The organism is Paenarthrobacter sp. TE4293, assembly GCF_050435325.1.
GTDB lineage: Bacteria > Actinomycetota > Actinomycetes > Actinomycetales > Micrococcaceae > Arthrobacter > Arthrobacter nitroguajacolicus_C.
The window spans coordinates 80,190-103,710 of record NZ_JBNJRY010000013.1 but is presented as its reverse complement, the minus strand read 5'-3'; the positions used below and the strand labels follow the sequence as shown (position 1 = coordinate 103,710).

Annotated in this window: 22 protein-coding genes; 8 read left to right on the top strand and 14 right to left on the bottom strand. The window is 62.1% G+C overall.

The genetic code is table 11. The features are described 5' to 3' along the window. Positions 1–170: 170 nt before the first annotated feature. The 3 genes from QF015_RS21180 to QF015_RS21170 all read right to left on the bottom strand — a co-directional run bounded on the left by QF015_RS21180 (position 171) and on the right by QF015_RS21170 (position 4,916). Positions 171–932: an acyltransferase gene (locus QF015_RS21180; protein WP_310209870.1), complete on the bottom strand. Its 762-nt coding sequence runs from the start codon at positions 930–932 to the stop codon at positions 171–173. A 76-nt stretch (positions 933–1,008) separates the two neighbouring features. Continuing rightward, entirely contained in the window at positions 1,009–2,889 is a 1,881-nt protein-coding gene (locus tag QF015_RS21175) for a hypothetical protein (RefSeq protein WP_429390651.1), read from the bottom strand. Further along, a complete protein-coding gene (locus QF015_RS21170; RefSeq protein WP_429390650.1) occupies positions 2,886–4,916 on the bottom strand; it encodes a CDP-glycerol glycerophosphotransferase family protein in 2,031 nt (676 codons plus the stop codon). Before QF015_RS21170 ends, QF015_RS21175 begins: the two co-directional genes overlap by 4 nt. Before the next feature lie 190 nt (positions 4,917–5,106). Here QF015_RS21170 and QF015_RS21165 point away from each other — a divergent pair, with 190 nt between their 5' ends. Further along, complete coding sequence (locus tag QF015_RS21165) at positions 5,107–5,865, top strand: DUF4191 domain-containing protein (RefSeq protein ID WP_310209881.1); 759 nt, start codon at positions 5,107–5,109, stop codon at positions 5,863–5,865. Positions 5,866–5,939: 74 nt separating this feature from the next. On the opposite strand, the gene QF015_RS21160 is transcribed toward QF015_RS21165, so the two are convergent. Next, positions 5,940–6,377 carry an RDD family protein gene (locus QF015_RS21160; RefSeq protein WP_310209883.1) on the bottom strand — a complete coding sequence of 146 codons (438 nt, stop codon included), beginning with the start codon at positions 6,375–6,377 and terminating at the stop codon, positions 5,940–5,942. A 320-nt stretch (positions 6,378–6,697) separates the two neighbouring features. Between QF015_RS21160 and glnA (QF015_RS21155) the strand changes: the two genes are divergently transcribed. Beyond that, positions 6,698–8,122 carry a type I glutamate--ammonia ligase gene (glnA, locus tag QF015_RS21155; RefSeq protein ID WP_090825712.1) on the top strand — a complete coding sequence of 475 codons (1,425 nt, stop codon included), beginning with the start codon at positions 6,698–6,700 and terminating at the stop codon, positions 8,120–8,122. A gap of 109 nt (positions 8,123–8,231) precedes the next feature. On the opposite strand, the gene QF015_RS21150 is transcribed toward glnA (QF015_RS21155), so the two are convergent. The 4 genes from QF015_RS21150 to QF015_RS21135 form a co-directional block, all read right to left on the bottom strand. Next, the gene (locus tag QF015_RS21150) at positions 8,232–8,456 is read right to left on the bottom strand and encodes a hypothetical protein (protein WP_429390649.1); all 225 of its coding nucleotides are present in this window, start codon (positions 8,454–8,456) and stop codon (positions 8,232–8,234) included. Between the two features lie 188 nt (positions 8,457–8,644). Continuing rightward, complete coding sequence (locus tag QF015_RS21145; RefSeq protein WP_310209888.1) at positions 8,645–8,995, bottom strand: hypothetical protein; 351 nt, start codon at positions 8,993–8,995, stop codon at positions 8,645–8,647. Between the two features lie 617 nt (positions 8,996–9,612). Next, complete coding sequence (locus QF015_RS21140; RefSeq protein ID WP_310210105.1) at positions 9,613–9,828, bottom strand: AsnC family protein; 216 nt, start codon at positions 9,826–9,828, stop codon at positions 9,613–9,615. 54 nt (positions 9,829–9,882) lie between these two features. After that, positions 9,883–10,452 carry a GNAT family N-acetyltransferase gene (locus tag QF015_RS21135; protein WP_429390648.1) on the bottom strand — a complete coding sequence of 190 codons (570 nt, stop codon included), beginning with the start codon at positions 10,450–10,452 and terminating at the stop codon, positions 9,883–9,885. Positions 10,453–10,513: 61 nt separating this feature from the next. Between QF015_RS21135 and QF015_RS21130 the strand changes: the two genes are divergently transcribed. Continuing rightward, complete coding sequence (locus tag QF015_RS21130; RefSeq protein WP_429390647.1) at positions 10,514–12,001, top strand: arylsulfatase; 1,488 nt, start codon at positions 10,514–10,516, stop codon at positions 11,999–12,001. Here the strand turns inward: QF015_RS21130 and QF015_RS21125 are convergent. Together QF015_RS21125 and glnA (QF015_RS21120) are read right to left on the bottom strand one after the other, a co-directional pair. Beyond that, a complete protein-coding gene (locus QF015_RS21125; protein ID WP_429390646.1) occupies positions 11,998–15,009 on the bottom strand; it encodes a bifunctional [glutamine synthetase] adenylyltransferase/[glutamine synthetase]-adenylyl-L-tyrosine phosphorylase in 3,012 nt (1,003 codons plus the stop codon). The two genes, QF015_RS21130 and QF015_RS21125, sit on opposite strands and share 4 nt — an antisense overlap. 8 nt (positions 15,010–15,017) lie before the next feature. Beyond that, positions 15,018–16,358 carry a type I glutamate--ammonia ligase gene (glnA, locus tag QF015_RS21120; RefSeq protein WP_310209902.1) on the bottom strand — a complete coding sequence of 447 codons (1,341 nt, stop codon included), beginning with the start codon at positions 16,356–16,358 and terminating at the stop codon, positions 15,018–15,020. Positions 16,359–16,548: 190 nt separating this feature from the next. On the opposite strand from glnA (QF015_RS21120), the gene panB reads away from it, so the two are divergent. Further along, the gene (panB, locus tag QF015_RS21115; protein ID WP_310209905.1) at positions 16,549–17,454 is read left to right on the top strand and encodes a 3-methyl-2-oxobutanoate hydroxymethyltransferase; all 906 of its coding nucleotides are present in this window, start codon (positions 16,549–16,551) and stop codon (positions 17,452–17,454) included. Here the strand turns inward: panB and QF015_RS21110 are convergent. Next, positions 17,451–17,615 carry an SPOR domain-containing protein gene (locus tag QF015_RS21110; RefSeq protein WP_011774435.1) on the bottom strand — a complete coding sequence of 55 codons (165 nt, stop codon included), beginning with the start codon at positions 17,613–17,615 and terminating at the stop codon, positions 17,451–17,453. The genes panB and QF015_RS21110 overlap by 4 nt on opposite strands. 108 nt (positions 17,616–17,723) lie before the next feature. Here QF015_RS21110 and map point away from each other — a divergent pair, with 108 nt between their 5' ends. The 3 genes from map (at position 17,724) to QF015_RS21095 (ending at position 20,253) form a co-directional block, all read left to right on the top strand. Further along, complete coding sequence (gene map, locus QF015_RS21105) at positions 17,724–18,602, top strand: type I methionyl aminopeptidase (RefSeq protein WP_429390645.1); 879 nt, start codon at positions 17,724–17,726, stop codon at positions 18,600–18,602. Between the two features lie 72 nt (positions 18,603–18,674). Further along, positions 18,675–19,478, top strand: coding sequence for a polyphosphate--glucose phosphotransferase (gene ppgK, locus QF015_RS21100; RefSeq protein ID WP_310210107.1), 804 nt, complete (start codon positions 18,675–18,677; stop codon positions 19,476–19,478). Between the two features lie 7 nt (positions 19,479–19,485). After that, positions 19,486–20,253 (top strand): SDR family oxidoreductase, encoded by a 768-nt coding sequence (locus tag QF015_RS21095; protein WP_429390644.1) that lies wholly within the window; start codon positions 19,486–19,488, stop codon positions 20,251–20,253. A gap of 66 nt (positions 20,254–20,319) precedes the next feature. Here QF015_RS21095 and nrdR read toward each other — a convergent pair whose 3' ends face one another. From nrdR to QF015_RS21080, 3 genes are all read right to left on the bottom strand, one after another. Further along, positions 20,320–20,823, bottom strand: coding sequence for a transcriptional regulator NrdR (gene nrdR / locus QF015_RS21090; protein ID WP_310209911.1), 504 nt, complete (start codon positions 20,821–20,823; stop codon positions 20,320–20,322). Between the two features lie 175 nt (positions 20,824–20,998). Next, positions 20,999–22,363 carry a histidinol dehydrogenase gene (hisD, locus tag QF015_RS21085; RefSeq protein WP_310209913.1) on the bottom strand — a complete coding sequence of 455 codons (1,365 nt, stop codon included), beginning with the start codon at positions 22,361–22,363 and terminating at the stop codon, positions 20,999–21,001. A 4-nt stretch (positions 22,364–22,367) separates the two neighbouring features. Then, positions 22,368–22,901, bottom strand: coding sequence for a hypothetical protein (locus tag QF015_RS21080; protein ID WP_310209916.1), 534 nt, complete (start codon positions 22,899–22,901; stop codon positions 22,368–22,370). A 111-nt stretch (positions 22,902–23,012) separates the two neighbouring features. On the opposite strand from QF015_RS21080, the gene QF015_RS21075 reads away from it, so the two are divergent. Beyond that, positions 23,013–23,513: a flavin reductase family protein gene (locus tag QF015_RS21075; RefSeq protein ID WP_429390643.1), complete on the top strand. Its 501-nt coding sequence runs from the start codon at positions 23,013–23,015 to the stop codon at positions 23,511–23,513. The last annotated feature ends 8 nt before the right edge of the window (positions 23,514–23,521 follow it).

Genomic DNA, 23,521 nt, shown 5'->3' with positions numbered 1-23,521 from the left:
AGAAGGGCTGGGAAATCCCGGCCGCCCTGGCCCACATCGAGTCCTCGGGCACCACCCGCCAGGAAGCCTCCACCATCCTCGCCGCCCACGGCTAAACACCCAAGCACCCCACAGCCCAGCAACCCAGTCCTCAGCCGCGTCGCCTCATCAGGCGGCGCGGCTGAGTTGCTTCACCCGATAAAGAACCGGTTCCTGCCGTCCATCTGATCCAGCTGGAAGCACCATGCAGCCCGTCCAATGCCGGATGTGGCAGCGTCCAGTCCGCGTTCCAGTGCCTGGATGTCCGCAACCTGTTCGTCGGAGGTGAAGATGAACTCGTCGCCCGAATGGACCAGGCTCGCTTGCGTCTGCGCGCCTGTGTAGCCATGCACCGAGGGCCGCGTCCAGAAGATCCCGTTGCTGACGATCCTCGCCGGCACTCCCGCCGCCGTCGCGTTCGATGGGACGCTCTTGGTAACCAAGGCACGAGCGGCAAGAACGCTGCCCGAGCCCACTCTTGCGCCCTTGAGCAGCAGCGTGTCCTCGCCCAACCACACGTGGTCCCCGACCCAGATGGATTCGCTGGGGTTGATCCGCTGGCGGTTCTCCACTGAGTAGATCAAGTGGGGGTCCGCGGTTCTGAAGGCAACCCGGGAGGAGAACATGGCATCCCGGCCCACAATGACGTGTTTGCGCTCGGTGGGAAGCACCCGCGCTTCGGCCGTGAACGTTGCTCCGGGTCCCAGATAGAAAACAGACTCTTCAAAGACCGTGGCCACCAGTCGCAGGAATCCCTGCGATTTCCGCAGATGGATGACAGCATCGTTTCCCAGGAAACGGAGCCTGGTGTTGCGCAGCCTCGTTCCGTCCTCGACGAAGAGGACATTTCCTGTTCCTGCGAATTCCACAGTAGAGGAGGTGAATTCGGAACCGGGCGTGTCTTTGAGATGCACGACGTTGTTCCGAATCCCGGGAACATCCGCGTAAGAGCGAATGACCTGGTTCTTTGGGGCTGGGTACTTACTGCTGCTATCGCTCTTGTCCGACACCGGCCAAGGCCTCCCCGGAGTCGCCCACCATAATGCTGGTGTCCTCCCACTCGATGGCTGACAGGACATCGGCCGCACCGTCGGGGGCGTCGGCGTGGACAATTATGTGCAAGCGCCGGACGGCGGCTGCGACGACGAATCTCACGGCGGCAAGGTTTGCCAGTGACCAGCCATCAAGGGGCTGGATAACTGCCCTGTAGGCCGTTCGGGCACCCCTGTCGGTGATATCTGTCGGGTCTGATTCGGCGTCGGAAACGAAGTGGACTTCCATCGTGTCGCCCTCCTGGCCCATGGGGAGGCAGCGGTAGCGGAAGCGGGCGAAGACATCGCCGTCGAGCACTGTGTAGTCCCGGACTGTTTCGGCATGGAGAGCGAGCGCCTGGGAGCTCAACGTCTTCTGTGCTATCCGCGATCCCGGTTTGACGGGCTCCGGCAAGGTAGCAGTCCACGTGGTGCCATCCGGTTTTATGGCCATCAACTGTGTGAGCTGATCGATGGGGTCATAGGCAGGAAGGAGGCTCTGCTCGATGGCCGTATATTTGACGAAGTTGTAGGAGTGCTCCGTCATGAGCTGCAGGAACTGTGTCCGCCCTGAACGCCCCCCAATGAACCAGTTCGCTCCAGTAATTCCGGACCCTGTCGGATCGATGCGCACTTGCACCTGAAGCGTCTCCCCATGGCGGAAGGTGCGCATCTCTTCGCAACCGAATACTTCATCGACCGGGCCGTTGAGGAATCTGCGGATGACGCCCAGCATGGCCGGCAATGCGGTACGGGCAACCTCCGAGTGTTCACCGTTGATGCGGTATTTGGACAGGTTGGGTACGTCGGCCGCCAGCTCAATCAGCGAGTGATTGCTGAGCTCATCTGAATTCGTATAGAAGTAGTCTATTTTGCGTCCTTCCGCGAAGTATCCGCGGAGGCGGTCCTCCGGCTGTTCGATATCGCGCAGGCTGCGGTTCTGCAAAAGGTTGTCTTTGAAAAACGGCTTGTTGAAGTAGTACGGCAGGTTCATTTGCGGCACTGCAAGCAGCAAAGCCGCGCGGGGATAGTCCTTGGCGTACTGGATGGCGATGGACCCGCCCTTGGAGGCGCCGAAGAACAACATGTTCGACGGATCGATGTGGAACCGTCTCCGCAAGCCTTCAATCGCTCCCCCAACGCGGCTCTCCAGCGGCCTCCCCGCGTTATCCACCATCATGTAGGAACCGGCCACCAGGTAGCGGTCCTGAAAGCACACCATCAAGGTGTCCTGCAGGTCCCTCTCCGTGAGGTCCTTGAGGTAACTCACCGCGTAGGAGATCCGGGTGGTTGATGGGCCAAACCCAGGGAACGTGACAAGCATCTTCTTCGGGCTGGCCGTGTTGCCGCGCAAGGAGTAAAAGACGTCTCCGTGCTGCTCCACGCCGTATTGCTCATCGTATTTGAGCTGCTGCGGAGTAGTGAAAGCTCCCCGGCCTATCTTCACCTCAAAAGGAACATCAATGTCTACAGTGAAACGGGAGGCATCGTCCGAGCTGACCATAATGTTTCGGTACTCAAGGGGGTAGCCCCGCGCGGGCGGCTCGACCATATTGCCGTAGACCACTTTCCCATCCTGGAAGAGTCGGAACTGCTGCCCTTTGCACAACTCCCAATTTCGAAGGGTGAGTTTTGCAAAGTAGATCCCCTGTGGGAGGTTGTCGGAGGCCAAGCGGCGGATCTTCCCGTCCCAGCCCTTGGCTTTGATGATGCGCCGCACGGGTGAATCGGCGTCGGATGCCAGCACCGCCCTGGCGAGCTCCGATCCCGCGGGCGAGTATGCCGCCGCGCGGCCTGCTTTGGTGATGCGTCGTTTTAAGCCACGAATCAGCGTCGTCACAGACTCAACATCCTTTCCACGATCTTTTGGTTAATGCGTGCCGGATCCACGCCTTCGAAGAACCGCTCGCGACGCCGGACATAGGTGGGGTCCTTGACGGCGAAGTCCTTCTGGACAATGTGGCTGACCAGCGCGGAGTGCTCAGTGAACACCGGACCCAATCCGTCGGCGACGTAGTCCAACCGGCTTTCGTAGGGCTGATCCCTGAAGAAGTCGGCTGCGTCCCAGTGGTAGTAGGCAATAGGGGTGCCAATGAAGGCGGCATCAAGTGCGGCAGAACTGTAATCCGTGAGGACCAATTCGGCTGAGCGTATGGCTTCCCGATAGCTCAGGTCTGATTTCACCACGCGTTCGGAAAACCTGAACTGGCCGGAGCGCTTTTCCACGTTGGGGTGAAGCTTTACGTGCATGATCCTGTCTGTGTCCTCAAGGAACTTCACGAGCCGGGCGTCCGAGAGCAACCGGTCGATGGCCTGGTAGTAGCTCGACTGGGCGAAATGTTCAGTCGATGACTGATGCAGGTTGAAGCGCCATGTGGGCATGAAAAGAAGATGCTGTTGTCCGTGGGGGTCGCGGGCCAGGGCCTCATAGCGGGGCAAACCACAATTGAGGGTCTCCACGGGAGCCAGTTTGCTCATGTAGTCCGCTTCGATCTTTCCCGTCACAACAAAGACATCGAAGTATTTGGAGAGCACCCAATCGGACATGTCATTGAGTTGGATCCCGTGCTGGAGGTAGACGAACCGGGAGTTCGCGAATGACTTGCCCCTGTACCGGATCGTGTAGATCTGGGAAGACACCACGAGGTCGGATACCAGAAATTTCTCGTAGAAGTCTTTGGTGAAGATGGAGATCAGGTTGAAGCCCTTCGCTTCCAGTCGCTCCCAGTCGGGCGATTTGGGGTTGATTGCGAAGTAGGTGTTGCTGTATTCGGGATGTTTCGACGTGAAGTACTCGTAGAGGTGCTCGGCATTGTCGTCCGCTTGATGGGGGCGGTCGAAGAACAGGATGGTCGAGGAAGGACGGATCGGCCGGTTGTAAAAGTTGTAACTGCCGGGCCTGGCGTGGCCGGACCGGAGGTTGCGCGCCAGGTAGCACTTTGTGATCGTCAGGTTGTCCTCACCGAACAGCAACTCATACAGCGGCAACTCGTGGTTGCTGCGCTTCGCCGTCTGGTTTTGGCGGAAAACCAAGTAGGCATCTTTGTCGTTTAATTGTTTGTAGAACTGCTTGTCTGCCGCCGGATCATCCAGCCAGCGGATCCATGCAGCCTCGAAGGGCTGCAACGCTTCCACCATGCCCAAGAGATCCATCAGCTCGAAACCGCGGATCAAGTCCCGGAGATGGTTCAAAGTGATGGACGATGCCTTCTGCCCCCTGCTTCCCCGGAGGAACAGCGCCACGTAGCGCAAAACCTGAAGCCTGATTTCCTTCGACTGCACAGGCATGACGGGCATCAGCCGCTTGGTTTCCACGGAAATCCTGAGCCCGATCGCGGCCTTGGTGTCTGATGCCGTAGAGAAACCGGTGGCCAGCGGCCTGACCTTCGCTATTGACCAGTACATCCGGTAGCTGGTGTAGATGGCCGAACGATCCACATCGCCAAGTGCTTCCAGCGCGTCGGACAACCTCCTGGTGTTGAAGGCACTGCCAAAAACATCGGTGTCCCGGGCGTAATGGTACGCGTCATCCAGCTTGGTTCCCGCCACGTTCTTGGGGATGGGTCCCGTGTAAATCACCGGCTCTGCAAGATAGACGGTCCGTGACTTGAGGTATTCGAAGAGCGTGGCGACGTAGTTTGCCGACAGCTGATGGGAAGTCCGCATGAAGATGACATATTTGCTCGCGATGTGTCGGCAAAGCCCGGCGATCACGTCCGGCGTCAATGGCTCAGCAACGTGCAGGATGGCGAACTGCGATTCAAGGCGCAGGCGTGCAGACAGAAGGCGCCGATACATGGCTGACTCGCGGTCAAGTTGTCCGGTTTCCTCAAGGACGATAGTGAGCAGTGGCGGCAAATCGGGCATTTGGTTCCTATGGGGGGGTCGAACGTGGGGTAGCGCAGCAGTGAGTCACTCCGGCTCTGGGAGTCACCTCAATGAAGTGCCGCTCCGGACCGAAACATGACGGGGAAATCGAAAATCGATCATCTGCACGCCGGCGCCGTTGCCCGATGCGTCCGGCGTCTGGGCGTACATCACGTAGAATTAACGCACTATGGCGAACTCCCCTGATTCCAAATCGACCCCGTCGGCCGACGCACCCAAGCGTGGGCTGTTCCAGCGCAAGCCCAAGGAAGCCAAGGCCAAAAAGCCTAGCCAACTGAAGCAGATCGCTGAAGTCTTCAAGATGACCCGGCGGAATGATCCGCAGGTCGTGTGGATCATGGTGCTGGCCTTCCTTGCTGTGGTGGCTGTTGCCTTCCTTATTGGCTTCCTCTTGGAGAACTGGGTCACAGGCCTGATCATTGGTATTCCGCTCGGTCTCCTGGCGGCAGTGTTCATCCTGTCCCGCCGGGCGGAGAAGGCAGCTTTTGCCCAGATTGAGAACCAGCCGGGCGCCTCAGGCGCTGCCTTGGGCACCCTTCGCCGCGGTTGGGTCACCCAGGACCAGCCGGTGGCCGTTAATCCGCGCACGCAGGATGCAGTATTCATGGCCATTGGCCGCCCCGGTGTCGTATTGGTCAGCGAAGGCCCCACACACCGCGTCAAGCCCCTTGTAGATGCCGAGCGCAAGCGCCTGGCCCGAATTCTCCCGAACGTCACCATCCACGTCCTCGAATCCGGCCGCGGTGAGGGACAGGTGCCGCTGAACAAGCTGGCCAAGACCATGGGCAAGCTCAAAAATGAGCTCACCAAAATTGAAGTCAACGCTGTCAGCAAGCGCATCAACTCCTTGGGGAACCGTCTGCCGATCCCCAAGGGCATTGACCCTTACAAAGCCCGCCCGGACCGCAAGGCCGCACGCGGACGCTGAGTTCTTTATGACAACAAAAAACCGCTGCTCCCCGGACGGGGAGCAGCGGTTTTTTAGTTGCTGTAAAGCTGTTCTTACATCCGGATGAGGATGGTGTTCATGGCCTTGTCATGCAGGCCACGCTGATCGGGATCGAAGACGACTGCCGGGATGACCAGGCATAGGAGAAGCGTCCGTACCACTGCGGCGACGGGACCAGCCGGACCACCGCCCAAGCGGACCACATGGATTCCGGCAATCCGGTGTCCGATGCTGTAGCCCAGCGTGCCGATCAGGAGAATCTGTTCAACGGCGAAAATCGCCAGGGTGGCCCACTGGTTTCCACCGAAGGCAAAGTTGCTGATAACCAACGCAATCGTCCAGTCCACCACGATCCCCAGGATGCGGCGCCCGGCGCGCGCAATGGAGCCGGGGCCAGACTCAGGCAACCCAAGTCTCTCACCGGGATACTTGGAGATTCCGGAGGTGTCCGGACCGCTCAACCAGGAGCCTATGTCTTTTCGATCAACCACACCTCAAGCCTAGCGGTTGGCCAGCATGGCGTCCGACTCGCTCCAGCTGCGGCACCTGTAAGCAAGCTCTCCGGCAGTGCGTTGTTCGCCCAGCGGACCCGCGTGGACCTGACACCGCAAAGCCGACTACCGTTTACACGACAGATGATTCTGTAACCTGCCGGAAACAATACTGACACCCCCGGGAAATCCCATCTCCCTATGGTGGTATGAGTTGCCAGCCACCACTGCAAGGGGATGCTTTGTGTCTCCGGAGCTTTGGTATGGGCTGCACCACGCGGCCTTCCGGGCCTGTTACTTGATATGCATAAGGAGCATAGATGTTCAAGACTGCGGACGAAGTCCTCAAGTTCATCAAAGACGAAGACGTCAAATTCGTCGATATCCGCTTCACCGACCTTCCTGGTGTCCAGCAGCACTTCAATGTGCCGGCCAAGAGCGTTGACCTCGACTTCTTCGTCAATGGTCAGCTTTTCGATGGTTCTTCCATCCGCGGCTTCCAGGGCATCGCTGAGTCCGACATGCAGCTCATCCCGGATGTGACCTCGGCTTTCATCGACACCTTCCGCATCGAGAAGACTCTTGCACTGAACTTCTCCATCGTGAACCCCCGGACCGGTGACCCCTACCACCGTGACCCGCGCGGCGTAGCAGAGAAGGCCGAAGCTTATCTGGCCTCCACCGGCATCGCCGACACCGCGTTCTTCGCTCCCGAAGCTGAGTTCTTCGTCTTCGACAACATCCAGTACGAGTCCTCCCCGCAGGGCAGCTTCTACAAGATCGACTCCGAAGAAGCACACTGGAACACGGGCCGCAAGGAAGAGGGCGGCAACCTCGGTTACAAGACCCCCGTCAAGGGCGGTTACTTCCCGGTTTCCCCGACCGACAAGCAGGCTGACCTTCGCGATGCCATGTGCGTCGAGCTGGACAAGGCCGGCCTCGAGGTTGAGCGCTCCCACCACGAAGTTGGCTCTGCCGGCCAGGCCGAGATCAACTACAAGTTCACTACGCTGACCGCGGCTGCCGATGACCTGCAGAAGTTCAAGTACGTCATCAAGAACACCGCCGACGCCTGGGGCAAGTCAGTCACGTTCATGCCGAAGCCTGTCTTTGGTGACAACGGCTCGGGCATGCACTGCCACCAATCACTGTGGAGCAACGGCGACCCGCTGTTCTACGACGAGAAGGGCTACGCAGGTCTCTCCGACACCGCGCGCTGGTACATCGGTGGTCTGCTGAAGCACTCCTCCGCAGTCCTGGCCTTCACCAACCCGACGGTGAACTCCTACCGCCGCCTGGTCAAGGGCTTCGAAGCCCCCGTGAACATGGTCTACTCGCAGGGCAACCGCTCCGCCGGTATCCGTATCCCGATCACGGGCACCAACCCGAAGGCCAAGCGCATTGAGTTCCGCGCTCCGGACCCCTCCTCCAACCCGTACCTGGCGTTCGCTGCCCAGCTGATGGCCGGCATCGACGGTATCCGCAACCGCATCGAACCCCCGGCTCCGATCGACAAGGACCTCTACGAGCTCCCTGCCGAAGAAGCCAAGGACATCCCCAAGGCACCGGGCTCCCTGGAAGAAGCCCTCGAGGCCCTCCGGGAGGACAACGAGTTCCTGCAGGCCGGCGGCGTCTTCACCCAGGACCTCATCGATACGTGGATCGACTACAAGTACGAAAATGAGATCCGCCCGCTCTCACTGCGCCCGAACCCGTACGAGTTCGAGCTCTACTACGGCGTCTAGCTAGAACATGCGGCAGACGCGGGCACAGTCCGCAGACAGTCCGCAAGAATCAAGACACAGAAAAGGCCGGCCCCAGGTTTCATCACCTCGGGGCCGGCCTTTTTGTCTTCTATGCTTGCTGTTCAGTCCGCGATTTGAGTCGGTCTGCAAGGACGCCCGCCACCGCGGCCCGTGCTGTTTCCTCGTTGTCGGGCCACTTGTGCCCGTACGTGTCCTGCGCCGTCTTGGCTGACGAGTGCCTAAGATTTTTTTGGACCACTTTCACATCGAGTCCGTGCGCAATGAGCATGGGCAGCGAGAAGGTCTGGGCCGATTCCAACCCTGCGAAGGACATCCGTATCCGTACGGAGACCATCGCGGAGCAGCACACCAGACAAACGTCATTGTTTAGTTCGAGCCCTACTAATGCGTCTAAGCAGACCATGCCGCAGGGGCGGGCCTGGTCCGCAGGCATTCCGCAAGACACAGAAACGGCCGGCCCGGAGTTTTATGCCCCGGGCCGGCCTTTTGTATGCGCGGGATCTACTCCGTCTTGTCCTGATCGCGTTCGCGGATGTTCCTGGCGATTTCGTCCAGTTTTTCCTTGACGAAACCGGCCGCTTCCGAGAGCCCCTTTTCCGCGCTGCCGAGCGGGTCCAACTGGAGATAGACCTTGTGATCGACGGTAAGGTCGTATTCGTCCTTCAGGTGGGTTCCGCCCCCAACTCCGTTCAGGGACAAATAGACGAGCGCTTCCGTCCGGGCGATGCCCGCGATGGTTCCAAAGACCACAGTGAAGTCATTGGGCTGAAAGCTGATGGACTGACCCACATGGCGCCGGTCCAACTCCCCCGCCAAGATAGCTTTCTCGGTCGAACTTCCGTTGTATTCCATGGACTTTCCCTCTGTCTTGAGAACAGTGACAGAAAGAAGTCTATAAGGTTACTTAGCGTCGGCGCAGCCCACAGCGCCATGGGGCGCAACAGTGCCGCGGCCCCGAGGGCTGGGAAGGCTTAGTGCCCGGTCCTCGGCGCTTGGCCGACTTCTTCCGGTGCCGCACAGTCAGCGCAGAACACCCGGTCGGTTTCTTCTCCGCAGCACTGGCAGCGATGGATCAGGGCCGCTGGTTCAATCACATACGTTGTCATACGGACCATGCTGCTCCCCGCGCCGTGGCCGGGGCACGAGTAGCGTGTACTCGTTTTTTAGGCCGACGCGCGTCCAGACTACTTGGTTTCGAGGACCCGCGTCCCGTCGACGGAAGCTGAAGCGACGCCCTGGACTCCCCCGCCAGGTTCACAGTCCGGGAAGGTGGCAAAGCACCGGCGGCAGGCAAACGTGCCGGCGCGGCCGTGACGGGAGGCCCAGTGCGGACCCGCCTGCTCACAGCGGAAACAGCACGCGTTTGAAAAAGCGGCCCCGTCCGAATCCACCATGATTGTCACGGGAGAATCCTAGAACACCCAGCCACCAAGGAACAGACCCAAGCGCCCTGCGCCGCGGACGCCCTGCTACTGCTTGCCGTACTTCTTGTGGACCGCCTGCTTGCTGACGCCCAGGCAGAGAGCTATGGCCTCCCACGACAATCCTGACTGCCGGGCTGCCCGCACCAGCGAAGCTTCCCGCCGGCCTACTTCCTTCTGAAGTTCGGCCACTGCGTGGAGCGCCTCGGCCGGGCCCATTCCATCCATCGATCCCACCAGTGTTTTCATCCGGTCCACCTCCATATTGTCAACCATAGTTGACGTCCTTGGAAGCCGTCAACCGTGGTTGACGCCAGGTCACCCGAGAGCCTTGTGCATGATTCGCTGAGGACCGGAACTGCCGCCAAGGTACCGGCCAGCATCGACGAACCCAGCCTTGCGGTAGGCGGCCTGCCCCGCCGGATTGCGTTCATTGACGGATAGCACGACGCCGGCCTGGCCGCCACCCAGGCGAGCCGTCAGCTTGCGCGCTTCCTGCACGGCCGCGCACGCCGCCCTTGATCCGAGACCACGCCCTTGGCTTCGCGCATCAATGAGGAACCCCCTCAGCAGCCATGCGGAATCGTCGTCGGCCCATCCTGCCAGGCGCGCAGCACCGGACTGGAGGGTGAGCACGCCAACAGCCTTTCCGCCGGACTCAATAACATATGGCAGCCGGGAATCTTCCTCAAGGCCGATCAGCATCATGCGCAGCGGGTCTCCGACAAACCCGCGTTGCCCCTCTTTGATGGACAGCCCCGCCACAGCATCAAGGTGTATGGCACGCGAATCGTCGTCGAGGAGTTTTAGCGGTATCAGCCACATGTCACCCACGTCTTCTTGACCACTCTCGATCGAAAAGCCTTCATATGAGTCATTTTCGAGCATTGCCCACGGTCCTCCTACTAGGGTTATAGCAATTGTTCCCTACCTCGAAGGAACCTCCACGATGGGCCAGCCGAACGTCATTTTGATCTGCGTCGATGAATGGAGGGGCGACTGCCTGTCCTCGGACGGCCACCCTTACGTGGAAACACCCCACCTCGATGAACTGGCCCGCAACGGTGTCCGGTTCTCCAAGGCCTATTCTGCTACTCCATCCTGTGTCCCTGCCCGGGCAGCCCTCTTTACGGGACAGTCGCAGGAACGGCACGGCAGGGTGGGGTACAACGATGGTGTTCCCTTCCACGCAGTCCACCCGGTGACGATACAGGACGAGTTCAGAAAAGGCGGATACCACACACAAGCCATCGGAAAGATGCACGTGTGGCCCGAGCGATCACGGCTCGGCTTCGACGACGTGATCCTCCACGACGGCTACCTCCACCACGCACGGCGCGAACACGGGCAGAACTTCCCCAAATTTGATGACTACGTTCCGTGGCTCCGAAGGCAACCCGGAATGGGGCCCGATGCCGAGTATTTCGATCATGGCGTGAGCTGCAACTCGATCGTCGCCCGACCGTGGGACAAAGCGGAGAATCTGCACCCCACGCACTGGATCGGCACTCAAGCGATTGAGTGGATGCACCGGCGCGACCCCGTCAAGCCATTCTTCCTTTACCTGTCCTTCCACCGTCCGCACCCACCGTACGATCCGCCGTCGTGGGCTTTTGAACAGTATCTCGGCATTCCCGCCTATGAAGCCGTGGAAGGCAATTGGGAACACCACTGGGACGATCACCGCAGCGACGGTGACTACCAGGCCAGCTACGGGAGGATGCCGGACCATGTGGTCCATCGGGCACGGGCCGGGTACTACGGCCTGATGGCGCAGATCGACTTGCAGATCAACCGGATCAAGGAGTCACTGGCGGATTTTGGCCTTGACAGCGACACGGTGATCGCCTTCACCAGCGACCACGGTGAGATGATGGGCGACCATCATATGTTCCGTAAGGCGGTGCCTTACGAGGGCTCCTCCCGCGTGCCCTTCATCATCGCCGATGCACCAGCAACCAAGGACGCAGCACGTGGAACCGTGGTGGACCACGTAGTGGAACTGCGGGACATCATGCCGACCCTGCTGGACCTGGCCGGGTTGCCGATCCCGGAGTCTGTCGATGGCAAGTCCCTGGCGCCCGTGGTGCGCGGCAAGAGCACCGAGGCCGTCCGCGACATCCTGCACGGCGAACACGTGTACTGGGGACAGAACCTCCACTGGGCGACCGACGGACACCACAAATACATTTGGGGCTCCGGAGAAGGAACCGAGGAACTGTTCAATCTCGACGCCGATCCCCAGGAGCGTTTCAACCTCACCGACGATCCGGCGAGCCAGGGAACACTGCACCGCTGGCGCGCACGGATGGTGGAAACACTGCGGGACCGCGAAGAGGGCTACGTGGATGACGGCAAGCTGATACCCGGAGCCCCGGTGGTTGCGATGTTGCGGCACGCACGGGAGAAGGCCACTGAGACGCTCTCCAGAGATTAGTTGCCGTAGAAGATCTTCTCGAACACTCCCCTGGCCCTGCGACTAAGCCGTAAGTAGTCCTCTTCGAACTGGCCCGCATGTCCGGGGGCATAGCCGCACCACCGCGCCGCAGCTTCAAGGTCTTTCCGCGATGACGGCAAGAGGTCTGACGCCCGTCCTGTCACGATCACGTTCGCGGAGCGGATACGGCTGGCGAGGCGCCACGCGTCCCTCAGGAGCGTCGCGTCCTCGTGGTCGATGAAGTCCAGCTTCTCAGCGGCGGCGAGGGCATCGAGAGTCGAAGTGGTCCGAAGCTCGGGAAACTCGCCGGCGTGCTGCAGCTGGATCAGCTGGACCAGCCACTCGACATCGCTCAGGCCGCCGCGGCCAAGCTTGACGTGACGCGCCGGATCAGCGCCACGCGGCAAGCGTTCGGACTCCACGCGGGCCTTGATGCGGCGAACCTCCCGCACGTCCTGCTCCGCCAGCTCCTGCGGATAGCGGATGGGATCAATAAGTTTGACGAAGTCGGCGGCCAAGTCATCCGAACCGGCCATGGGGCGTGCACGCAGCAGTGCCTGGGCTTCCCAGATCAGGGACCACCGTCGGTAATACTCGGCGTATGACTCCAAGGACCGGACCATCGCCCCGTTCTTGCCCTCAGGGCGCAGGTCGGCGTCCACCATCAATACGCGTTCGGCCATGATCGCCGGCTTGAGGGGCTGGGTCAGGAAGCTCGAAACCTTGGCGACTATCGCCGTCGCCTGCTCCTGGGCCTCTGCGTCGGAGAAACCGGGCCGGGCCCGGTGCACGTAGATGACGTCCGCGTCCGAGCCGTAGCCGATTTCCCGTCCTCCCTGCCGGCCCATGGCAACCACCAGGACATCGGTTTTCAGCGGACCGTCGGCGGCAACGGCGGCTTCGGCCACATGCAACGCCCCCAGGACAGCCGCCCGGTCGGTCTCGGCGAGGGCAAGACCCACGGCGTCCTGGTCCAACAAACCGGCACTGTCCGCAATCGCCGTACGCAGGATCTCCCGACGCCGGATCAGGCGTATGAGCCTCATGGCACTTTCGGGATCCGGGTGGCGGGAAAGCTTCGACTGGATCTCCTGCCACTGTGCCTCGAACGGGATGGGCACCAGATCCTTGTCACTCCCCAGCCAGGCCACAGACTCCGGAGACACTTCCAAGAGATCCGATATCAATCGGGAATTGGCCAGCACCTGGCACAAGCGTTCCGCGGCCGCTTGGGAGTCGCGGAGCAAACCCAAGTACCAGTGCGTGGTTCCCAGGGCCTCGCTGACCCGCCGGAAGGCGAGCAGACCGGCGTCGGGGTCCACGCCTTCGGCGAGCCAGCCCAACAGAATGGGAAGCAGCTGGCGCTGCAGCGCCGCGCGCCGGCTGACGCCCGCCGTCAACGCTTCGATATGCCGCATGGCACCCTGGGGATCCGAGTAACCAAGGGCGGCGAGTCGGCCTTGCGCTGCTTCAGGGCTGAGTTTCGCGTCCTCGCTGCTCAGCTTCGCGGCAGTATTGAGGAGCGGCCTGTAGAAGATCCGCTCGTGCAATTCACGCACGGACTTCTTCGTCTTCTGCCAGGTCGCCATCAGCTGGTCCGGATGGGGTCGCTCCAACGAAAAGGGCCCGAGAACGGCCTTGGCAAGGAATCGTTGGGCGTCCTCGGTCACTGGCATGAGGTGGGTCCGCCGCAGTTGGAACAACTGGATCCGGTGCTCCAACAGGCGCAGGTAACGGTAAGCGTTGTCGAAGGCGGCTGCGTCAGCGCGGCCGATGTACCCGCCGGCCGACAAAGCTGCGATGGCGGATGTGGTGTCCCTGCAACGAAGCGACTCATCAGACTTGCCGTGCACGAGCTGCAGTAACTGCACCGTGAATTCGACGTCACGCAGGCCTCCGCGGCCCAACTTGATCTGGCGCTGCTCCTCGGCAGCAGGAATGTAATCGGTTACTCTGCGGCGCATCGCCTGCACCGACTCGACGAATCCCTCGCGTCCGGCAGAAGCCCACACCAAAGGCTCAACCGCCTTCTCATAACGCTGGCCAAGGTCGCGGTCGCCGGCGATGGTCCGGGCCTTCAGGAGCGCTTGGAACTCCCAGCTTTCGGCCCAGCGCGCGTAGTAGCTGAGGTGGGAGGGCAGGGTGCGGACCAGGGGTCCCGATTTTCCTTCCGGACGGAGGTTGGCATCGACTTCCCACAGCCCGGGCTCGGGCGCGGAAGAGGAAATCGCCCTGGAAATACCGGAGGCAAGCGCCGTCCCGATGGTGGATGCACGGGCATCTTCCAGTTCCCCGGCCTCGATGACGTAGATGACATCGACATCGGAAATGTAGTTCAGTTCGCGGGCGCCGCATTTGCCCATGCCGATAACGGCCAGCCCGACGTCGGCGACCTCCCCAGTGTGGTACTGTCCAGCCGCTTCGGCCCGGGAGACAGCGAGGGCAGCCTCAATGGCTGCTCCTGCAAGGTCCGCGAGTTCGGCACCAACGGCCGGCATGAAGTCCTGGGGCGAAGCAGCACAAAGGTCCTTGATGGCCAGTTCCGTCAGCCCCCGACGGTAGGCGCTGCGAAGGGCCGCGTAGGCCGGCATGCCTGTGATACCGGCGACCGGACGCTGGGCACCGGGCTCGGCTTTCACGGAACGAAGCAGCATGGCGCGGAGCTCTTCGCTGGAGGCCTGGAGGGGTTCCGGGCTGACGCGGACATCGAAGACATCCAGGTTCTCCGGCCGCCGCATGAGGAACTCCCCCAGTGCCTCGGAAGCGCCCAACAGGCGGTACATTGGTTCGCTGATGTCCTGCTCGGCAGCAGCCGGCTTCTTCAGTCCGGGATTCTTCTCCAGAAGCCTGACCAGCGATTGGAGGGCCGTATCCGGGCTCGCCGACATGGAAAGCCCGGCGAAAAGTGCGTCCTGGTCAATCCCGTCGAGTTCAGGAGCAGCAAGGAAACGTTCGGCCTTTTCGAGATCACTGAATCCGGCCGAGATGAGCCGACGTGCAAGGCTCATGGCCGGGCCTAGAGAATGCCGAGGTTGCGCTGCAACTCATACGGAGTGACCTGGAGGCGGTAGTCCTGCCATTCCGCGCGCTTGTTGCGCAGGAAGTGCTCGAAGACCTGCTCGCCCAGGATCTCGGCCACCAGTTCGGATTCCTCCATGGCGCGGATGGCGTCGTGCAGGCTGGCCGGCAGCGGGGCGTGTCCCATGGCCTTGCGCTCCGCGGTGGTCAGCGACCAGACATCGTCTTCGGCCGCAGCGGGAAGTTCGTAGCCTTCCTCAATGCCCTTCAACCCGGCGCCCAGCAAGACCGCGTAAGCCAAGTACGGGTTGGTGGCGGAGTCGATGCCCCGGTACTCGATGCGCGCCGACTGGCCCTTGCCGGGCTTGTACAGCGGAACCCGGACCAAAGCGGAGCGGTTGTTGTGGCCCCAGCTCAGGTAGCTCGGGGCCTCCCCGCCGCCCCAGAGGCGCTTGTAGGAGTTGACGAACTGGTTGGTGACGGCCGTGAATTCCGGAGCGTGCTTCAGGATGCCCGCGATGAACTGGCGTGCCGTCTTGGACAGCTGGAATTCAGCTCCTGCTTCGAAGAACGCATTGGTGTCACCCTCGAACAACGAGAAGTGGGTGTGCATGCCTGAGCCCGGGTGGTCGGTGAACGGCTTGGGCATGAAGGTGGCGTAGGTGCCCTGCTGGAGGGCGACTTCCTTGATGACCGTGCGGAACGTCATGATGTTGTCCGCGGTCTGCAAGGCATCCGCGTAACGGAGGTCGATCTCGTTCTGCCCCGGGCCGCCTTCATGGTGGCTGAACTCAACGGAGATCCCCACGGATTCGAGCATGGTGACGGCCGTACGGCGGAAGTCCTGGGCGACGCCGCCCGGAACGTGGTCGAAGTACCCTCCTTCATCCACCGGAACCGGCGAACCATCGGGGCCCAGGTCCTTGGACTTCAGCAGGTAGAACTCGATCTCCGGGTGGGTGTAGCAGGTGAACCCCATGTCCGCAGCCTTGGCCAGGGTCCGCTTGAGGACGTTGCGGGGGTCGGCAGCGGAGGGCTCACCATCGGGCGTCAGGACATCGCAGAACATCCGCGATGTCTGCTCCGTCTCACCGCGCCACGGCAGGATCTGGAACGTTGAGGGGTCCGGCTGGGCGAGCATGTCCGACTCAAAGACGCGGGCAAGTCCCTCGATTGCTGAACCGTCGAAACCAAGGCCCTCTTCAAAAGCGCCTTCAACCTCTGCGGGCGCCAGCGCCACCGATTTGAGGGAACCCACGACGTCGGTGAACCACAAGCGTACGAAGCGCACGTCACGCTCTTCGATCGTCCGCAGAACGAACTCTTGCTGGCGGTCCATAGGGCCTCTTTTCCGATTCAGTGTCCATGCCGCTGGTTCCACCGGTGTGAAGCCACGACAACTCAGCCTTCACTCTACTAAGAGTTCGGTGCTAATGCCGCAGCAGTACATGCGCGTAACACAGCGTTTACATTCAGTGACGCCGCACACACTGGTGGCAGGCGTCGTCGGCACCGCTTAGGCTCTACCCATGGCCCCGAGCAACCTCCCTGAGTCCACCACGCCCGACGAAGTTCCCGCACCTTATGGGAACGGCCCGGCATCGGCTGCCACGGCGCCCGTTGCAGCCAACGCGAAGCCGATCAGCAAAGTCAGGATCCACCACCTCCAGCAGGCCAAGGACAACGGCGGCCGCTTCGCCATGCTCACCGCCTATGAGCAATACACTGCGGAGATCTTTGACCAGGCCGGAATCGAAGTGCTCCTGGTCGGGGACTCGGCATCCAACAACGTGTTCGGCAATGAGACAAGCCTTCCCGTCACTGTCGACGAGCTCCTCCCCCTGACTCGGGCAGTAAGCCGGGCGGCCAAACGGGCGATGATCGTGGCGGATCTTCCCTTCGGCAGCTACGAAGTTTCGCCGGGCCAGGCAGTGGCTACGGGCGTCCGGTTCCTCAAGGAAGGGCTGGCGCACGCCGTCAAGATCGAGGGCAGCGCTTACTACGCGGACACCGTCAAGGCCATGGTTCAGGCCGGCATCCCGGTCATGGCCCACATCGGCTTCACCCCGCAGAGTGAACACGCCCTTGGGGGATACCGGGTCCAGGGCCGCGGAGACGACGCTCAGCGCCTCGTGGACGACGCCGTCGCCTTGCAGGATGCCGGCGCCTTCTGCGTGCTCATGGAAATGGTTCCGGCTGGGACGGCCGCTGCCGTGGACGCCGCACTGCGGGTGCCGACGGTGGGTATTGGCGCCGGCAGCAGCACGACGGGCCAGGTCCTCGTGTGGCAGGACATGGCCGGATTGCGTGGAGGCAAGATGGCCAGGTTCGTCAAGCAATATGCTGATCTGCGCTCCACCCTGAGTGATGCGGCAGCTGCCTTCGGTGAGGACGTCAGGTCCGGGCAGTTCCCCGGACCCGAACATTCCTTCTAGTCGTCGTCCTGGGCGTCCCAGGCGTCGTTCCGGGCCTTGACCTTTTCCAGGGCGTGCTCGGCTTCTTCCCTGGTTTTATAGGGGCCAATCAGCTGGGTCCAATCGGACATGGCGTCCTCTTCGATCTCGTGCGTCTTGACGTTGTACCAGTACTCCGTCACATCTCCTCCTCAGTCCTCGGGCGGCTGGACGCGTAACGTTGGCGGGGTCACAGGAACCCAGCCACACTTTGTTACTTACGTCTCTTGTGCGCCTTATATGATCAATCTATGCCTTCTCTTGCTTCGACTGCACCCATCGGCGCCCTCACCCCGGGAACCGTCAGCCCCGAACGGCCTGTCCCGGCTTCCATACCGCGGCCCGAGTACGTCGGCAAGAAAGCGCCGGCCAAGTTCACAGGCTCCGAAGTGAAGTCGGCCGAGACCATCGAGAAGATCCGCGTCGCCGGCAAAATCGCCGCCCAGGCCATCGTCGAGGTCGGCAAGCATCTCCAGCCCGGTGTCACCACGGACTACCTGGACAAGGTCGGCCACGAGTTTCTGCTGGACCACCATGCCTACCCTTCCACCCTCGGCTACCGGGGCTTTCCCAAGTCCCTGTGTTCCTCGCTCAACGAGGTCATCTGCCACGGCATCCCCGACTCCACCGTGGTCCAGGACGGGGATATCCTGAACATCGACATCACCGCTTTCGTCGATGGCGTCCATGGGGACACCAACTACACTTTCCTGGTTGGCGACGTGGATGAAGAATCCCGTCTGCTGGTTGAGCGCACGCAGGAGTCGCTCAACCGGGCCATCAAGGCCGTGGCTCCCGGCCGCGAAATCAACGTAATCGGCCGCGCCATCCAGTCCTACGCCAAACGCTTCGGTTACGGCGTGGTGCGGGACTTCACTGGCCACGGCGTGGGTGAAGCCTTCCACACAGGCCTCATCATTCCGCATTACGACGCAGCCCCGGCGTACAACACCGTGATCGAGGCAGGCATGGTTTTCACCATCGAACCCATGCTGACTCTCGGCACCATCGAATGGGAGATGTGGGCCGACGACTGGACAGTTGTCACCAAGGACCACAAGCGCACGGCCCAGTTCGAACACACCCTGCTGGTCACTGAGACCGGCGCGGAAATCCTGACCCTCCCCTGAGTTCGTCGGAAGGTCCATGCAGCCCGGGCGGCTGCGCCATGCCCATCCCCTCCTGCCATGATCGGAATTGCATTGTCCAAGAAGGATGAGAAGACCCACAAGAACGCACCGCTGATCGGTATCGATATCGGCGGCACCGGCATCAAGGGCGGCATCGTCGACCTGAAGAAGGGCAAGCTGATCGGTGACCGCTTCCGCGTTCCCACCCCGCAGCCCGCAACTCCGGAGGCTGTGGCCGAGGTAGTCGCCCAAATTGTCGAGGAACTGTCCAGCCGTCCCGATGCCCCGGCGGCTGACTCTCCGGTGGGAGTGACCTTCCCTGGAATCATCCAGCACGGTGTGGTCAACTCGGCGGCCAATGTGGACAAAACCTGGCTCGGCACTGACATCGATGCGACGTTTACCAAGCGGCTCGGGCGTCCCGTCGAGGTCATCAACGACGCCGATGCAGCCGGCCTCGCGGAGGCCCGGTACGGTGCCGGTGAAGGAGTCGACGGCACGGTTCTGGTGATCACGTTGGGGACCGGCATTGGTTCTGCTTTCATCTTCAACGGGCAGTTGGTCCCCAACGCCGAACTCGGCCACCTTGAAGTAGACGGACACGACGCCGAAACCAAAGCCTCTGCCGTGGCACGCGAACGCGATGGCCTGAGCTGGGACGAGTACGGTGTCCTGCTCAACCGCTACCTCCAGCACGTTGAGTTCCTGTTCTCGCCCGAACTCTTCATTGTGGGTGGCGGCATCTCCAAGCGGTCCGACGAGTACTTCCCGCACCTTGAGCTGAGGACCAAGATCGTCACCGCCAAGTTGAAGAACGACGCCGGCATCGTTGGCGCCGCGCTTGAGGTTGCCCTGCACCACAAGCTCGCCAAGTAGGCCGGAGATGGCTGAGGGGGCGGTCAGCGACGGCCGAACGGCGATCATCACAGGGGCAAGCCGCGGTATCGGCGCAGCCGTAGCCGTCGCCGCAGCGCGCGCTGGATACGGCGTCGTGGTCAACTACTCCGAGGACAGTGCAGGCGCCAAAACTGTTGTCGAGGAAATCATCGGCCTGGGCGGCAGGGCACTGGCCGTCCAGGCGGACGTCAGCCGCCCTGCCGACGTCGTGCGTTTGTTCGACGAAGCCGAAGGCCTCGGCCCACTGTCCGCCGTCGTCAATAATGCGGCCATCACGGGCAACCTGATTGGCGCCCTGGTGGATGTGCCGGCGGAAACCGTGCAACGTGTTGTTGACGTCAACGTGTCCGGGATGATTTTCCTGTGCCAGGAAGCGGCCCGCAGGCTCTCCACGGACAATGGAGGCGGCGGTGGCTCGATCGTCAACATCTCGTCCACCGCCACGAAGGCCGGCTCCCCCGGAACGTGGGTCCATTATGCCGCCACCAAAGGCGCCGTGGACGTCCTGACGGTGGGTTTGGCGGCCGAAGTGGCCAAACAAGGCATCAGGGTCAACGCTGTGGCCCCGGGCAGCACCAACACCGGACTGCACGCAGCCGCAGGCGTGCCGGACCGGGTGGAACGATTGAACCCCACTATTCCGATGGGGCGTGGCGCTGAGCCTGACGAGGTGGCAGCGGCTGTCATGTGGCTGATGTCAGCCGAGGCCGGGTACATCACCGGCGCGGTGCTTCCTGTTTCCGGAGGACGCTGACCCGGACAAAAGCTCTTGCTTCGGTGCCGGTGGCGGTGCGGCTTCCCCTCCGCACCGCCACCGGAGCTAGAGTTGGCTCTTCTCTGAGTCCTTGGCTTCTTTGGCGCCGGCTTTCGCATGCTCTTCATGCTCGTGGCGAAGCAGCGAGATGGCCGATTCGAAGTCTTCCAGGGACTCGAAAGCCTGGTAAACGCTGGCAAAGCGCAGGTACGCCACCTCGTCCAGCTTCCGCAGGGGACCCAGGATGGCCAGGCCGACCTCGTGCGCATCAATTTCCGCCGCGCCGGAGGACCGGATGTTCTCTTCAACTTCCTGGGCGAGCATGGCGAGGTCATCCTCGGTGACAGGCCTACCTTGGCAGGCTTTCCGGACGCCGCTGATGACCTTGATGCGGCTGAAGGGCTCACCGACGCCGGACCGTTTGATGACCGACAGGCTGGTAGTCTCCACCGTGGTGAACCGGCGGCCACATTCGGGGCACTGACGGCGGCGGCGGATGGAGGAGCCGTCGTCGGCCATGCGGCTGTCGACGACGCGGGAGTCGGGATTCCGGCAGAACGGACAATACACGCTGGGCCTCCCCTGACTGCTCCGGCACGGAACCGTGCCCGGCCGGTTGCCGGAGACGCAGATGGTGCCGGAAGTTTCACTTCCGGCACCAGTTTACGGTTGTTCACACCGTAATGACAAGCGTGTAATTACTACATGTAGTGGTGGGCACCCTTATATGTAGTGGTTGGCCCGACTATGAGAAGCGGATCCGGACCGCATCGCCGTGCCCCGGGAGGTCTTCGGCGCCCGACAAGCTCACGATGTGGCCGCTGACCTGCTCCAGTGCTGACCGGGTGTAGTTGATGACCTGCACGGCACGGAGGAAGGTGGTGACATTCAAACCTGACGAGAAGGCGGCCGTCCCGCTGGTGGGAAGGACGTGGTTGGACCCCGCACAGTAATCGCCGAGGCTGACCGGGCTGTAGTCACCCACAAAGATCGCACCGGCATTGCGGATCCGCGATGCAACGGCGGCGGCGTCCGCCGTCATGATTTCCAGGTGCTCTGCAGCATAGGCGTTGCAGACCGCGATGCCCTGTTCAAGATCATCCACCAGCACCACGCCGGACTGCGGTCCGGACAGTGCCTCAAGAACCCGGGCGCTGTGCTTGGTGGCCGCCGCCTGCCGTGCCAGTTCAAGCACGACGGCGTCCGCCAGGTCAGCGGAGTCCGTCACCAGGACGGAGGCTGCTTTGGGATCATGCTCCGCCTGGCTGATGAGATCCGCAGCCACCAGCGGGGCTTGAGCGGTTGCGTCGGCAAGGATGGCGATCTCGGTAGTGCCGGCTTCGGAGTCAATGCCCACCACGCCCTTGACGAGCCGCTTGGCCGTGGCAACGAAAATGTTGCCAGGGCCTGTCACCACATCCACGGGCTCGATGGGCAACTCGTCCCCGGTTCCCGGGATGCCATAGGCAAAGGAAACGATCGCCTGCGCGCCGCCGATGGCATAGACCTCGTCAATGCCGAGGAGCTTGGCGGCCGCCAGGATGGTGGGATGCGGCAGTCCGCCAAAGTCCTTCTGCGGAGGGGAAGCCAGCGCGATGGACTCAACCCCGGCAGCAACTGCCGGGACCACGTTCATGATCACCGACGAGGCCAAGGGAGCGAGTCCGCCGGGCACATAAAGCCCAACGCGTCCGACCGGAATCCAGTTCTGGCTGACCACAGCACCGTCGGCCAGTGCAACGTCCACGTTGGCCGGCCGCTGTTGGTCAGCAAACTGCCGTGCCCGGCTGATCGATTCCTCCAGGGCAGCACGGACATCGGGGTCCAGCCCGGCCAAGGCCTGGGTGAGGGCCTCTGCCGGAACCCGCGGGTGGACCTGGTCGACGCCGTCGAAGGCTTTTGCCAACTCGGAAAGGGCCGCGAATCCGCGGCCACGAACGGCGGAAATAATGTCATGGACCTTCTGCTCGGCGTCGGCCATCGTCTGATGGCGTGCCCTGGGCACCGCGGCACGCAGCTCAGCCAGGGAAAGATGGCGGCCCCGGAAATCAATGCTCCGAAAATCGAGGGAGGCGGCAGCGCGGGCGGAGGTATCCGAAGAAGTGGTCACCCGGCTATTTTACGGGCTTCTTCGACAGAACCCCGAACAGCGCCAGGACGAACGTGATAAACGCCGTCGCAGCCGGCCACAGCACCAGCACCGCGTAGGAGCGAAGCGTGAAGCCAAACCCGGGGCCGAGGGCAGGGTCCGGGGCCGGGCCCCACAGCTGCGCAGCAAGCAGGCCAGCCAACCACGCAACGATCCCGCCCAGAACGCCGCCCACGAGCGCGAACGCCAGGCGGCGACCCACGCCGGAACCCTGCAGTTTTCCGTCCAGCATGACCCCCGTAAAACACCCCGCGAGGAGAACCAACCCCGCGAGGACCAAATCCCGTGGGAGCCAGGATGCAGGGTTGGCTGCGTCCGCGAGCTCCGGGTTGCCCGAAACAAGGTTGAGCCCACCGGGAGCGAGCAGCCACCAGAGCAGGCCAAGGACGACACCGGCGGCCGCAGGAAGGGCGCACCAGAGGGCTTCCCCGGAACGGCGGGGTGGCCGGGCCGGAGCCGGTTCGACGACAGCAGGGGCGTGCAGGGTTGGCTCGGTCATACACCTCACATTAACAAAGGTTCATGCAGGCTCTACACAATGAGGGTCCCGCAGCGCTGGAGGAATACGCTGAAGGGAGACGCAGACCCCCAGTCCAGGAGATACATCCACGTGGCAAACGAACCATCCGGCTTTGAACAGACTTTCAGGGAGATGTTCCGGCGGCATGCCGCCGGGGTTGCCATCATCACGGCAAACCTGAACGGAAAGCCGTTCGGTTTCACCGCCACGTCTGTGGCCTCGTTGTCCGCCGAACCGCCCCGGTTCACTTTCAACATGGCCAGGAGCTCCAGCTCATGGCCTGCCGTGGCCAACGCCGAGTACATCGGCGTCCACATGCTGGGGCTTGAGAACCAAGCCCTCGCCAACCGCTTCGCACGGACGCGCGACCGGTTCGAAGGGGACCACTGGGCGCCAGGCCCCCACGAGGTGCCGATCCTCAAGGATGTCAGCGGTTGGCTTGTGGGCAAGATCCAGATGCGGCTCTCTTTCGAGAACAACGCGGTAGTGGTGGTTGAGGTGGTCGATGGCCAGGTGGGCGACGACGGCACTCCCCTGCTCTACCACAGCGGCGCCTACAGCAAGCCGGCCCCGTTGGACTACGAGATCTGAACGGACAG